We start from the raw sequence: 13,117 nt of genomic DNA, 5'->3' as shown, positions 1-13,117 counted from the left end.
GCGCGTGCTGCTTCTACGCCAGCGGCCTGCGCCATATGCACCCAATCGAAGCTGGGATTGTCCAGATCCAGCATACGTCGCGCATTGCGTCCGGGCTCGCCGGCACCCACCATCTTGAGCTCGTTGTGCAGAATGGCGTAGCTGCGATTGGCAAAGATGATGGTGACTACATCCAGCTGTTCGCGGGCTTGCGTCCACAATGCCTGAAGGGTGTACATGCCGCTGCCATCAGCTTGCATCAGGATGACTTTACGGTCTGGGCAGGCTACGGCAGCGCCTGTTGCCAGGGGGATGCCGATACCAATGGCTCCGCCCGTGATCTGCAGGAAATCATGCGGTGCCGCGCCGTAGGTGGATTTGAAAGAGTCACGCCCAGAGCTGACGGATTCGTCGCAAATAATTGCGTTTTCCGGGCTGAGTACACCGATGGCCTGGATGATGGCTGCAGCGTCAAGCGCCCCAGTGGGTAACTGAGTGACAGTGCGTTCAGATACCAATGCTGTGGTGGCGGCATCGACGCCTACGGCTTCCGCCAGCGCTTCGAGCGCCTGGGCCAAATCGTCGTCCGGTCCGGTCAGGGCAATGCTTTTGCATGTTTCCGGCACCATCACGCTGGGCTTGTTTGGGTAGGCAAAGAAGGCGACCGGTGTTTTAGCGCCGACCAAAATAAGCTGTTCGGTGTCGGCAAACGTTTTCAGCGCAAGATCTACGCTGAACGGCACGCGATCTATCATGACACGTCCTGCTCCACGCTCTATCCGGCTGTTGGATTGTTGCGTCATCAGGCGTGCGCCGGTTTTCTCGGCGATGCGGCTGGCGGTTTCAAGCGCTTTGCTGCGTAGTGCCTTGCCGGATAACAGGATGACTGTTTTTCGGCCATTGCGCAGTGCCTCGCTGGCCAGACGCAGGGCGCCCGCGTCGACGGAAGATGATACCGGCGGGGCTGCGCGTTCAATATTTGTTGGTGCGGCTGTCCAGGCGGCATCGGCCGGAAGGATAAGGGTGGCGATACCGCCTGGCCCTTTACGCGCGGCTTCGACAGCCGCTGCGGCAGCGGGCGAGACATCTGAGGCCGACTGTATACGGCGCACCCAGTCGGACATGGGGTGGGCCAGGCTTTCGATGTCGCTGGTCAGCGGCGCGTCGTATTGCAAATGGTAGGCGGCGTGATCGCCGACGATGTTGATCATCGGCGTGTTCGCGCGGCGGGCATTGTGGAGATTGGCCAACCCATTAGCCAGGCCAGGGCCCAGGTGCAACAGTGTTGCGGCGGGTTTGTCGGCCATGCGCGCATAGCCGTCGGCGGCACCCGTTACGACCCCTTCGAATAGGCCCAGAATGCACCGCATTTCGGGTTTTTTATCCAGGGCCGCCACAAAATGCATTTCTGATGTGCCAGGGTTGGCAAAGCACACATCAACATCGTTGGCTAATAGCGTGTCGCAAAGACTGTCTGCACCATTCATGAAGCTAACCTTTTATCCTTTTATCGTGTGTTTCCGGGAGGGGAACGCATAGTGAAAATTAAAACTATTGCGCCTGGATATTGCGCTCTTTAATAAGATTGCTCCAGCGCACGCGTTCAGTACGCTCGAAGTCCGCCAGGTCTTTGCCCGTAAGGGTACCCGCTTGTGCGCCCAGCGAAATGAACTTGGTCTGTAGTGCGGAGGACGCCAGTGCGCCTTTAGCAGCATCGATTAACTTATCCATAGCCTCTTGCGGAGTGCCCTTGGGGGCGTAAAGCGCGAACCAGGCCGTGACATCGACATTGGGCAGGCCTGACTCCGCAACGGTGGGTACGTCGGGAATTGATGGCGAGCGCTGGGCGGAGGTCACGGCGATGGCGCGGACTTTGGAGCCATCCTTGACTTGCGCCAGGGCGCTGGGGAGATTGTCCAGGAGGATGTCCACCTGGCCGCCGATCAGAGCGGGCAAGGATGCGGAAGCCCCTTTGAACGGGACGTGCAGCATATCGATGCCGGCCACTTGCTCAAAATAAGCGCCCGTAAGGTGAACCGACGAGCCGATACCCGGCGAGGCATACGTAAGCTTTTCCGCTTTGGCTGCTTTGGCTGCGGCAATAAGGTCGCTTACGCTTTTGATTTTCGATTGCGCATTGACGGCGATGATGTTTGGCGTGGTCATGACCAGCGCGATAGGTTCGAAGTCCTTCTCGGGATCGAAAGGCATGTCCTTGTACAGAAACTGATTGATGGTTTGCGTGCCTATGGTGCCCATGGCGATGGTGTAGCCGTCCGGTTTGGCCCGGGCGACTGCGCCCATACCTATGCTGCCGCCGGCCCCCGCGCGGTTCTCGACAACAATGGTCTGCCCTAGCTTGGCTTCCATGGCCTGCGCCATGGTGCGGGCGGCGATATCGGTGGTGCCGGCTGGCGGGTATGGCACGACCAAGGTAATAGGGCGGTCCGGATAGGCGGCGTGCGCCGTCATGGCGGTTGCCAGCGTAGCGACGGTAGCGTAGGCGAGTTGTTTGAGCGTGCGGCGTAGGCCTGTGATTCGTTTCATTGTTGTCTCCTGTTTGTAATACATGATGGCGCTGGGTCAATACCCAACTGCCTGCCCGTCTCTGCGGGGATCCGATGCGGCGATATATCCGCCATTTTCTTGTTTGAGTATGACCTGTGCCGCGCCGAACTCCAAACTGTCGGCGGCATGCGGCTCAATGCGGTGGCCGCCGGCCTGCAATATTGCTGTTGCTGCAGCGGGTACATGGGCTTCCAGCATGACGCGCGGTCCGGCTTCTACACGGAATCGCGGCGCATCCACTGCGGCCTGCGGATTGCGCTGCAAGTCGACCAATTGCTGCATCATTTGGACATGCCCTTGAGCTTGCATGTTGCCGCCCATCACGCCAAAGCTGGCGAATGGCTGTCCTTTGCGGGTGATGAAGGCAGGGATAATGGTGTGCATGGGGCGTTTTCGCGGTGCGACCTGGTTGCGGTGGCCGGGAACCAATGAGAAGTTCCGACCTCGGTTATGAAGCGCTATGCCCGTTTCAGGGACAACCACGCCAGACCCGAAGCCATGATAGTTGGATTGAATGAAAGACACCATCATGCCGCTGCTGTCGGCGGCGGTCAGATAGACTGTACCGCCTTGTTCCGGCAGGCCGGCGGCAGGTGTGGATGCCCGTGTAGGGTCGATCAGGCGCGCACGTTTGCGCAGGTATTCGGGAGCCAGCATTTGCGCTGCCAGTTCGTCCATGGCGATAGGGTCGGCGACGTGCTCATGAAGGTCGGCGAATGCCAGTTTTACGGCTTCGATAGGCAGGTGGTACAGGCTGTGCGGGTTACCGGCCTGCGGCGGATCGAAGGTGTCGAGCATGCCTAGCGCCATCAGCGCTGCAATGCCTTGCCCGTTGGGGGGAAGCTCATGCAGCATGTAGTCGCCGCGATACTGCATGGTTATTGGTTCTACCCATTCGCAGCTATGCTGGGCCAGGTCGCTGGCAACGATAGCGCCGCCGGTTTGGGATGCGAATGCGGCAATCCTGTCGGCCAGTTCGCCCTCATAGAAATCCCGGCCTAGTGTATCGGCGATGCGCTGCAGCGTACGTGCCTGATCAGGAAACCGCCAGATTTCCCCCGCCTTGGGGGCGGTGCCATCATGCAGAAAAGCCTGGGCGAAACCGGGTTGGCCTTGAAGTTTGACGGCTTGCAAAGCCCATTGACGGGCAATCGTAGGTGATACGGCAAAGCCATCGGAGGCATACGCGATGGCTGGTTCGAAGAGTGAGGCAAACGGCAGCTTTCCGAACCGCTTGGAGAGTTCAGCCCATCCTGCGACCTGGCCCGGAATGGTGACCGTATCCCAACCCAGTTCTGGCATGGCATCGCGCCCTGCAAATCGCTCCGGCGTCCATGCGGCAGGAGCGCGGCCCGATGCGTTGAGGCCGTGCAGTTTCCCTTGATCCCATACCAACGCAAACGCGTCGCCCCCTAGGCCGTTCATGACCGGCTCTACCACTGTGAGTGTGATGGCAGCTGCCAGGGCGGCATCAACGGCATTGCCCCCAGCCAGCAGCATGCGCAAGCCAGCCTGCGCGGCCAAAGGTTGGGTCGTACTCACGACATTGGCGGCCAATATAGGCAGGCGCCGGCTGAGATGAGGAAACTCCCAAAACGAGTTGGCTGACACAGGCGATGCTCCGTAAGAGTTAAAAGTGCGGGAATAAATTACTGGACAACAATATTGGCCCGTTTGACCAAGGCGTCGATAACCGGGCTTTCCGTGCTGATTTGCTTGGCCAGCGCTTCGGCTGAACCATCACCGGGCTCTATGCCCATGTCCAGCAAGCGTTTACGCACGGTTTTGTCTTGCAAGGCTGTTTGGAGTGCTTTGCGCAAGGTTGCGGTAACGGCAGGGGGCGTGGCTTGCGGCGCCACCAGGCTGAACCATGCCGTCATTTCGAAATCAGGATAGCCCGATTCGCTTAGCGTGGGTAGGTCTGGCAAGGAAGACAGGCGTTCTTTACTGGTAATGGCCAGGACATCGACCTTGCCGCCGTCGACCTGCGGCATGCCTGTCGAGACCATGTCGAAAAATAGGTCGATATCCCCGCTGATTAGCTGGGGTAGGGCTTGGGTGGAGCCTTTGAATGGAACATGCAGCATATTGATGTCGGCTACCTGTTGGAAGTATTCAGCAGCAAGATGCGAAGACGTGCCGGCACCGAAAGAGGCAATGCTTAGCGCATCGGGGTTTTTCTTGGCGTAGCTGACTACATCGGCAGGTTTCTTGAAGTCATGTTTCTTGCTGGACAGCAACACCATGGGACCGATGCCTATCATGCCGATGGGCGCGAAGGCGTCGGGATCGTAGGATAGTGTTTTATATAGGAATCGGTTGGTGACCAGTGTTGAATTGGTGGCCAGAAGAACCGTATAGCCGTCGGGCTTTTCCCGGGCCGCATAAGAAGCGCCGATGGTGGTGGCTGCGCCTGCGCGGTTTTCGACAATCAAGGTCTGACCCAGGGTCTTGCCCATGTGTTCCGCCAATACCCTGGTCAGCGCATCGGTGGCGCCCCCGGCGGGAAAGGGCGTTACGACTGTAATGGGCCGTTCGGGAAAAGAAGCTGCCGCAGCGACGTTGACCAGCGTTCCCAGCATGGCTGCTGCAAAAATTCGGGCACCGATTTTGAACATGTTTGTCTCCTTTATTGTTGATACAAGGAACGTGCTATGCGCATCTTCTTGCTTTGATTACACTGAATCCCGTATAATGGAATTCAATTTCAATATTAAGATTAATATAAAAGCACTAGGCGTTAAATGCAAACCTTTTCGAAAAAGAAGGCTGTCACGCTAGCTAAAGCGGGCGATATCGGTGTGCCATCAGCACGGCCGGCACGCCGCAAGCGCAAAGTCGTTCCAGGGGACGCGCCTTCAGCTGACTTTGTCGAGGCGCTGGCCCGGGGGCTGCGCGTCATGCGTTGCTTCGAGCCCGGGGTCAAGTCGCTGGGTAATCTTGAACTGGCTCAATTAACCGGGCTGCCAAAGTCAACGATCAGCCGTATTGTCTACACGCTGACGAATTTGGGGTATTTGCGTTACCACACCGACACTGGCCGGTATTCGCCCGGTTACGGCGTACTGGCCTTGGGTTTTGGGCTGCTGGCCGGCCTGGAAGTGCGCCAGCTTGCCCGGCCCCTGATGGAAGATCTGGCTCATGCCACAGGCGGCGCAGTGGCTTTGGGAACGTTCGATGGTCAAGCGATGACGTATGTCGATGCCGTGCATGGGTCTTCAGCCCTCTACCTGCGCTTGCCCGTAGGTCACCGACTAGGTCCGGACAGCGCCATGGGGCGCGCTTATCTTGCCGCACTCACTGATGCAGAGCGCGAGGCCTTGCTGGCGGGGCTGGATGGCGACGCACTACAACCTGAAATGATCGCCCAGGCGCGTACCGATATTGAGCAGACAGGTTGCTGCTTCGCCATCGGCGATTGGCAGCAAGGCATCAACGCCGTTGCAGCGCCGTTTGCCACCTTTACTGGGGAAGGGCTCTTTGTCATGAGCTGTGGCGGCCCTGCCAACGTGTTGCCCGAAGCGTATTTGCGCATGGAAGTGGCTGGTATGTTGCGCGAAATCGTAGCAAAACTATCGCCAGCTTATGCGCAGGCGTTCTCCAGGGCGAGATAGCCGGTAGAATACGCAATCTCGCTGCTGCAAGGATGCCTTTTGACCGAAGATCGCCACCCAAATGCCTCTGTTAATGCCAAGGAAGACCGGCATTTCGTTACCGCGCTGGCTCGGGGGCTGGAAGTGCTCGCCTGTTTTCGTTCAGGTAACAAGGCGCTGGGAAACCAGGAGCTGGCCTTGCGTTGCAAGCTGCCTAAGTCGACGGTCTCCCGCCTGACATCCACTTTGGTCAAGCTGGGTTACCTGACGCATGACGAGGACAGCGGAAAATATTCGCTGGGCATGGCGACATTGTCATTGGGCGTTGGCATGCTGGCCAAGCTCGACATTCGCGAAGTGGCGCGTCCGTTCATGCAAGAGCTCGCCGATGCGACCCAGACCATGGTTTCACTGGGTGTCCGAGACAGGCTTTCGATGTTGTACATCGAAAATTGCCGCAGTCGTTCTGCCCTGACTTTGAGTCTGGATGTGGGTTCGCGCATTCCCATTGTTACCTCCTCCATGGGCCGGGCTTACCTGGCGTTGGCCAGCGAACAGGAACGGGAAGACATCATCGAGCGCTTGCGCGAACTGGATGCCTGGTCAGGCAATGAACTTATCGACGGGATCAACCGTGCCATCGCCGACTATCGCAGCCTGGGCTGCACGTGCTCTTTCGGAGACTGGCAGGAAAATGTGAACGGAATTGCGGTGGGCTTTCAGGTAAGTCCCACGCAACCGATCATGGTGCTTACCTGCGGCGCTCCATCGTTTGCAGTATCCAGCGAGTTCTTGCTGAACGAGGCGCGCCCCAAACTGCTTGAGGCAGTGCGCAAGATCACGTCGTCGATGGGGCACTGAAGCCGCCGCTTTGAAGTGAGCGCTAGCGGCCGCCCTTTCTTTCCACAATGGCGAATACACCGCTGGCCCGGAATATTTTTTCATCGTTAACGTACAGGAAGCAGTCGACAAAAGCCATGCGCCGGCCTTGTTTTTGCACAGTCGCGCGTGCTACGACCCAGTCGCCAATGACGGCAGGCCTGAAAAACTCACTGGTCAGGCTGACGGTGACCAGCCCCACCTCGCCGTTGTAGGCCTGTGCAACGGCATCGCCCAGCGCGCTGTCGGCGATGGTCACCAGCATGCCGCCATGGGTAATGCCACGAAGGTTGGTGTGCTTCTCGGATATGAGAACGCCAAGCTCAATTTGCTTGCCGTTTTCGGTTCTATCGTAGAAAGGTCCGCATAAATTAGTGAACTCGCTGTTATAGGCTCGTTCTTGAAAACCGTCTGGTATTGCTGTCATTGTTGCGCTCATTGTCGGGGAGATGTGCCGTTCAGGCAGGCAAGATCATATCGCTATAGCGCTGCAGATGAAAATCCAGGTCGCCGAACAAGCTATTAATTACGGCAAGGCGCTTGAAGTAATGCCCCACAATCAACTCGTCAGTGACGCCTATGCCCCCATGCATTTGTATGGCGTCTTGCCCTACCAGCCTGGCTTTTTGCCCTACGAATGTTTTAGCGCCCGAGGCCCGTTGCACACATGCGGCGAAGTCTGCGCTTCCCATTTCGATGGCCGCCAGCAAGGCCATGGAGTCGGCCTGTTCGGTCGCGATGGCCATGTCTGCCAGGCGATGTTGCAAGGCTTGGAACGAGCTGAGCGCCACACCGAACTGCTTGCGGGTTTTCAGATAGTCGAGCGTGGCCGCGTTCAATGCCTGCATGATACCGGTAGCTTCTGCTGTCAGCGCCACATTGGTCAGCGCGATGGCTTGCATGATGGCCGGGAATGCCTGGCCTTCAGGGCCGAGTAAGGCGTGTGCGCCCACTACGACGTCATTTAGCACAATGTCTGCGGCGCGGGTGCCGTCGTGGCAAGCATATCGTCTGAAAGCAAGGCCGATGGTGTCGGCGGGAACAAGAAACAGCGAGATGCCGTCTTCAGCGCCTGCCTGGCCGCTGGTTCGAGCCGATAGCAGTAGCTGGTTGGCACTGGCCGCGCCCAGCACGACGGCTTTGTGCCCTTGCAGCGTCCAGTTGTCTCCGTTCCGTACAGCGTGGGCATCGATCGCGGATTCACGGTAGCGTGATTGCGGTTCGTAATGGGCAAGCGCCAGCATCAGGGTGCCATCGCAAATTTGCGGAATAACGCTGGCTTTTTGTTCGGCATTGGCCAGTCGTTTGATGAGGTCGCCGCACAGAATGACGGTGCCCACATACGGCTCCAGGGTCAGACCAGTGCCCAATGCCCGCATGGTCAGGTAGATGTCCAGGGCTGTGCCGTTCAAGCCGCCGAATTCTTCCGGAAAGGGCAGCGCCAGTATGCCCAGTTCGGCGTACGTATTCCAGGCGTCGCGACTGAATCCATCAGGGCCGGCCATGAACTGTTGGCGTTTTTCGAAGGTATAGTCCTTGGCGACAAAGCGTTGCAGGGTGTCTTGCAGAGCCAGTTGCTCTTCAGTGAAACTGAAATTCATGTGTATTCCTTGGCGGGCGTGATTACAGCCCCAATATCGACTTGCAGATAATGCTTTTTTGAACTTCGCTGGAGCCGCCGTAGATGGTGGTCTTGCGATAGTTGAAATAGTGGCCTGTGAGATTGCGGCAATCGGCAGGGAAGGCATCGCTGATGCCTTGCGGGGTATGCAGTGGCGCATCGTTGCCGATATGCGCTGCGGCGTAGGGGCCTAATGCCATCGATGCCAGCTCCGAAAGCGTTTGCTGGATCTCCGAGCCCTTGATTTTCAGAATGGAAGCCTCGGGGCCCGGCGTATGCGGCTTGCCGTCGATGGCAACCAGTTTCAGATTGGTGATTTCCAATGCCTGCAATTCAAGCTCGACCATGGCGATGCGATCCCGAAAGCGCGGGTCGTTTATTAGGGGCTGGCCGTTATTGCCCGGCTGCCGCGCCGCAATCGCTTTCAGGTGCCGCAGGGATGCCTTGGAACGCCCTATGCGCGCGATATTGGTGCGCTCGTGCCCCAGTAGATACTTGGCGTAGGTCCATCCCTTGTTTTCTTCTCCGATCAAGTTCTCGATCGGCACTTTGACGTTGTCCAGCCATACTTCGTTGATTTCGTGTCCGCCGTCCAGCATGATGATAGGACGCACGGTAATGCCTGGCGTCGCCATATCGATCAGCAGGAATGAAATGCCTTCCTGCTTGCGGGCGTCGGGGTCGGTGCGTACCAGGCAGAAAATCCAGTTGGCATGTTGGGCGAGGGTCGTCCAGGTTTTCTGGCCATTGACGACGTAGTGGTCGCCTTCGCGAACCGCGCTGGTTTTGACCGAAGCCAGATCGGAGCCGGCGCCCGGTTCCGAGTAGCCTTGGCACCACCAGTCTTTCCCGGAAATGATGCCGGGCAGATGGCGCGCCTTTTGTGCTGGCGTCGCGTATTTCTGGATTACCGGCGCCACCATTTTGATGCCGAAGGACAGTTGCTCGGGCGCATGGGCCAGTGCGCATTCTTCCTCGAAGATATGGCGCTGTATGGTGTCCCAGCCGGTTCCGCCATATTCAACAGGCCAGGCTGGTGCGCCCCAGCCGCGCTTGTATAAGGTTTGTTGCCACCCCAGGCGTTCTTCCCTGGTCAGGGGCTCTTTAGTGAGATCTTTTTCTTTTAGTCTGGCGGTGACCGCTGTGTTCAGGAAATCTCGAACTTCATCCCTGAATGCCAATTGTTCGTTTGTGTAGTCAATGTTCATGGGGAGGCGATGGGCGTATATGCTTGCTATAACGTTAAGTGTAGAATCGGCGAGGGGTGTTCTTCTATGCGGAACTGAAGCTCCGAATAGATAACGACCAAACTCACCAAATTAGGGAAAAGGCTAGCTTTACACCTCACATACTAGCGTTTAGTATCGATCGTGTAAATCAAAACAATGTTCTGCAATGCAGAATAATAACCTTCTGTTCTCGCTAGAACAGGATTTCGATCCGTATGCCAAGGGAGTGTTTTAGAATGAAAACCACAGCATTTGTCGCAATGGCGTTGGGAAGCTTATTGACCGTCACGGCAAGCTTGCCCGCGCATGCCGCCTGGCCAGAAAAATCAATAGAAGTTGTCGTGCCCTATACGCCGGGCGGCGCGACTGACACCGTGACGCGCGTCATCATGAAAAAACTGTCTGAACGGCTGGGCCAGCCTGTTGTGGTGGCGAACAAGCCGGGCGCAAACGCCACAATAGGCACCGCGGCAGTAGCGCGCGCCAAGCCGGATGGCTATACCTTTGTCACTGTTCTGGCGGCGCATACGATCAACCCTCATCTGTACAAGCTCAGCTATTCTTTTGATGACTTTGAGCCGGTATCGCATATGGCCGACCTGCCTTTGTTTTTGTTCATCAACAAGGACATACCCGCCAATACGCTTGCCGAACTAATCGCCTACGGAAAAAAACATCCAGACACGCTGACCTATGCGTCTAGTGGCGCAGGATCCAGCGCCCACATGACCGGCGCCAACTTCGGTCTGCAGGCCGGGTTGACCATGACGCACATTCCTTATAAAGGTAGCGCCCCTATCCTGACTGACTTGCTGAGCGGGCAGGTTTCCATGGTTTTCGATCCTATTCTTGTCCCGATGCAATACGTCAAGCAAGGCAGGCTGAAAGCGGTGGCTATTACTTCCACCAAGCGCTGGGATGATGAGCCCGACGTTCCAACCATGGACGAGGCGGGCTTGCCCGGCTTTTTCATGAACTCATGGGCTTCATTGTTGGCGCCGGCAGGCACGCCGAAAGATATTATTGACCGGGTTTCCAAGGAAATCGCCGAGATCGCCAAAGATCCTGATGTTCAGAAAACCTTTCATGATGCCGGCTTCGTGGCTGTAGGCAGCACGCCAGATGAACTGGATCAGCTCATTAAGAAAGATACGGCGATGTATGGCGACATTGTGAAAAAAGCCAATATCAAGTTGAACTGATATTGGCTATTCAGCGGTAGCAAGTCATGCCGGGTTATGCGCTGCTAACCCGGCCGATATGCTTAATGCTGTGGTTTTGGTGTGGCAGAGGTGCTGCGCGGCAAGATGGGGTAGGTCACTTGTGGCTGATCCCCGGTCAGGGTATGCAAGAACGCAGTGATGGCTTTGACGTCATCGCTGTTCAGTTCGTGTCCTAATTGGCTTGAACCCATAATGGCCACGGCCTGTTCCAGGTCCCACACTTCACCGCTATGAAAGTAGGGCGCAGTCAGGGCAATATTGCGCAACGGACCTGCACGGAATACATAATCGTCGGATGCCGTATTGGTGACCGTGAAGCGGCCCCTGTCTTCCACAGGCAGAACATCGGCGCCTGGCTTCTTGATGACGCCAAATGGGAAGTAGCCTTGCCCGCCAACGTTGATGCCCGAGTGGCATGCTACGCAACCTTTATTGACGAACAAGTTCAGACCGGTGAGCTCGGTGCCGTTAAGGGTTTCCTTACCGGCCAGGAAATGGTCGAAGCGCGAGTTTGGCGTGGTCAGCGTCGACTCGAACGCTTCGATTGCACTCGCCATATTGTCGAAGGTGACGGCTTGCTGCTCGCCAGGAAAGGCCTTGGCAAAGAATTCGACGTATTCAGGAATGCTGCGCAGGGTGTCTTCAACGTGCTTGGGCGTGGCATTCATTTCAACGCTTGCCTGCACCGGGCCTTTGGCTTGTTCTTTCAAGTCTGCGGCACGGCCGTCCCAGAACTGGGCAGCGTTGAAAACAGCATTAAATACCGTGGGCGAGTTGCGGGGCCCGTGCTGCCAGCCATGGCCGATAGATGTGGGAATATTGTCGGCGCCGCCGGTACCGATAGAGTGGCAGGTATTACAACTGATGATATTGCTTTTAGAAAGCCTGGGTTCAAAGAACAGCCATTTCCCCAGTTCGATTTTGTCGCTGGATAGCTTTCTGTCTTTAATAACGACTTCAGCTTCGGGAATAGGCTGAAACAACCTGTTCGCCATTTCACGCAGTTCGGCTGAAGTGGGTTGGGCGATTGCGGTGCTTGCCCCGATGGTCAAGGCGACGGCTGCACAGAGCGCGGTGGTAAGGCTTTTATGCATGGTGATTTTCCAACGGTGAATAATAGCCATCATCACAACATGGTTATTCTGGCCGTACGTTGATGTGAATCAATATGTTGCCGTTCCGGGCACAAGCCGACGGTCATTCAGCGTTTGATGGATACGTATGCTTGCTAAAGTGCCTGCCATAGGCCAGTCTATAATCACCGCTGATTCAATCCATGTGCCGAAGCGCCTTAGTCTTTGGAAAAAATTTGCCAATCAGCCTTTTATTCTTAGTGTCTCTTTCGGTGCTTGGCACTTCATTCATCTCGGGTGTGTTCGGAATGGCTGGCGGCATGGTGCTAATGGGCATATTGGTTGCTCTTGTACCTGTGTCGACCGCCATGGTCTTGCATGGCACAGCGCAAATGACATCCAATGGCTGGCGGGCAATCCTGTGGCGCCGTAATACTGACTACCGCATTTTCTTGCGCTATATCGTCGGACTGCTTGCTGCTGCGGCCATTTTTTCGTTTGTTGGGTTTGTGCCCGACAAGGCATTTGTATTGATCGCCCTGGGGATTATCCCGTTCCTGGCCGTGCTGGTGCCTGCCCGATTCGTACCGCAGGCAGACAGCCGGTTTGGCGCCGAACTATGCGGATTCCTGAATACCTGCATGCAATTCGTGGCGGGTGTATCGGGCCCCTTGCTTGATGTCTTTTTTGTGCGCAACACAATGGACCGTAGATCCATTGTGGCGACCAAAGCGGCATGCCAGACCTTTTCTCACATGGCCAAGCTGGTCTATTTCATCAATATTCTGGGGGATCAAGCCCAGGCCGATGAATGGGCCATGGGTCTTGCCGTGGCGATGGCTATCCTGGGCACCAGCCTGAGCAAATTTGTGCTCGATAAATTGACCGATCATCAGTTCCGGCGGTGGACGCGCTGGATAGTCATGAGCATAGGCGTTGTGTACCTGACGCA

12 protein-coding genes are annotated in these 13,117 nt (G+C 56.7%); 4 read left to right on the top strand and 8 right to left on the bottom strand.

Annotated elements, in window-relative coordinates; genetic code table 11:
* From ABWO67_RS15455 to ABWO67_RS15440, 4 genes are all read right to left on the bottom strand, one after another.
* Positions 1-1,466: acetolactate synthase large subunit (locus tag ABWO67_RS15455; RefSeq protein WP_353153083.1), on the bottom strand; the 1,466-nt coding region annotated here is incomplete at its 3' end.
* 64 nt (positions 1,467-1,530) lie between these two features.
* Positions 1,531-2,526, bottom strand: coding sequence for a Bug family tripartite tricarboxylate transporter substrate binding protein (locus tag ABWO67_RS15450; RefSeq protein ID WP_353153081.1), 996 nt, complete (start codon positions 2,524-2,526; stop codon positions 1,531-1,533).
* 36 nt (positions 2,527-2,562) lie between these two features.
* A complete protein-coding gene (locus tag ABWO67_RS15445; protein ID WP_353153079.1) occupies positions 2,563-4,158 on the bottom strand; it encodes a gamma-glutamyltransferase family protein in 1,596 nt (531 codons plus the stop codon).
* 38 nt (positions 4,159-4,196) lie between these two features.
* Entirely contained in the window at positions 4,197-5,165 is a 969-nt protein-coding gene (locus tag ABWO67_RS15440; RefSeq protein ID WP_353153077.1) for a Bug family tripartite tricarboxylate transporter substrate binding protein, read from the bottom strand.
* 126 nt (positions 5,166-5,291) lie between these two features.
* Between ABWO67_RS15440 and ABWO67_RS15435 the strand changes: the two genes are divergently transcribed.
* A complete protein-coding gene (locus ABWO67_RS15435; RefSeq protein WP_353153075.1) occupies positions 5,292-6,161 on the top strand; it encodes an IclR family transcriptional regulator in 870 nt (289 codons plus the stop codon).
* 39 nt (positions 6,162-6,200) lie between these two features.
* The gene (locus tag ABWO67_RS15430) at positions 6,201-7,001 is read left to right on the top strand and encodes an IclR family transcriptional regulator (protein ID WP_353153073.1); all 801 of its coding nucleotides are present in this window, start codon (positions 6,201-6,203) and stop codon (positions 6,999-7,001) included.
* Between the two features lie 22 nt (positions 7,002-7,023).
* Here the strand turns inward: ABWO67_RS15430 and ABWO67_RS15425 are convergent, their stop codons facing one another.
* From ABWO67_RS15425 to ABWO67_RS15415, 3 genes are read right to left on the bottom strand one after another with little or no spacing between them, the layout of a single operon-like run.
* Complete coding sequence (locus ABWO67_RS15425) at positions 7,024-7,446, bottom strand: PaaI family thioesterase (RefSeq protein ID WP_353153071.1); 423 nt, start codon at positions 7,444-7,446, stop codon at positions 7,024-7,026.
* A gap of 31 nt (positions 7,447-7,477) precedes the next feature.
* Positions 7,478-8,620 (bottom strand): acyl-CoA dehydrogenase family protein, encoded by a 1,143-nt coding sequence (locus ABWO67_RS15420; RefSeq protein ID WP_353153069.1) that lies wholly within the window; start codon positions 8,618-8,620, stop codon positions 7,478-7,480.
* 22 nt (positions 8,621-8,642) lie between these two features.
* Positions 8,643-9,848, bottom strand: coding sequence for an acyl-CoA dehydrogenase family protein (locus ABWO67_RS15415; RefSeq protein WP_353153067.1), 1,206 nt, complete (start codon positions 9,846-9,848; stop codon positions 8,643-8,645).
* A 257-nt stretch (positions 9,849-10,105) separates the two neighbouring features.
* Here ABWO67_RS15415 and ABWO67_RS15410 point away from each other — a divergent pair, with 257 nt between their 5' ends.
* A complete protein-coding gene (locus tag ABWO67_RS15410) occupies positions 10,106-11,071 on the top strand; it encodes a Bug family tripartite tricarboxylate transporter substrate binding protein (protein WP_353153065.1) in 966 nt (321 codons plus the stop codon).
* Between the two features lie 62 nt (positions 11,072-11,133).
* Here ABWO67_RS15410 and ABWO67_RS15405 read toward each other — a convergent pair whose 3' ends face one another.
* Positions 11,134-12,186 (bottom strand): cytochrome-c peroxidase, encoded by a 1,053-nt coding sequence (locus tag ABWO67_RS15405; protein WP_353153063.1) that lies wholly within the window; start codon positions 12,184-12,186, stop codon positions 11,134-11,136.
* A 215-nt stretch (positions 12,187-12,401) separates the two neighbouring features.
* Between ABWO67_RS15405 and ABWO67_RS15400 the strand changes: the two genes are divergently transcribed.
* Positions 12,402-13,117, top strand: a 716-nt coding sequence (locus ABWO67_RS15400; protein ID WP_353153061.1) for a TSUP family transporter, incomplete at its 3' end; no start/stop codon positions are given.

The sequence above is a fragment of the Pollutimonas bauzanensis genome (genome assembly GCF_040393045.1).
In the GTDB taxonomy this organism is placed as follows: Bacteria; Pseudomonadota; Gammaproteobacteria; order Burkholderiales; family Burkholderiaceae_B; genus Pollutimonas; species Pollutimonas bauzanensis_A.
The sequence above is the reverse complement of the archived record's forward strand: the minus strand, read 5'-3'. Positions and strand labels throughout refer to the sequence as shown.

Bases quoted from the DNA above. Each gene is read 5' to 3' on its own strand.
- ABWO67_RS15440 (WP_353153077.1), bottom strand. From the start codon at position 5,165: ATGTTCAAAATCGGTGCCCGAATTTTTGCAGCAGCCATGCTGGGAACG.
- ABWO67_RS15415 (WP_353153067.1), bottom strand. From the start codon at position 9,848: ATGAACATTGACTACACAAACGAACAATTGGCATTCAGGGATGAAGTT.
- ABWO67_RS15420 (WP_353153069.1), bottom strand. From the start codon at position 8,620: ATGAATTTCAGTTTCACTGAAGAGCAACTGGCTCTGCAAGACACCCTG.
- ABWO67_RS15435 (WP_353153075.1), top strand. From the start codon at position 5,292: ATGCAAACCTTTTCGAAAAAGAAGGCTGTCACGCTAGCTAAAGCGGGC.
- ABWO67_RS15450 (WP_353153081.1), bottom strand. From the start codon at position 2,526: ATGAAACGAATCACAGGCCTACGCCGCACGCTCAAACAACTCGCCTAC.
- ABWO67_RS15410 (WP_353153065.1), top strand. From the start codon at position 10,106: ATGAAAACCACAGCATTTGTCGCAATGGCGTTGGGAAGCTTATTGACC.
- ABWO67_RS15425 (WP_353153071.1), bottom strand. From the start codon at position 7,446: ATGACAGCAATACCAGACGGTTTTCAAGAACGAGCCTATAACAGCGAG.
- ABWO67_RS15405 (WP_353153063.1), bottom strand. From the start codon at position 12,186: ATGCATAAAAGCCTTACCACCGCGCTCTGTGCAGCCGTCGCCTTGACC.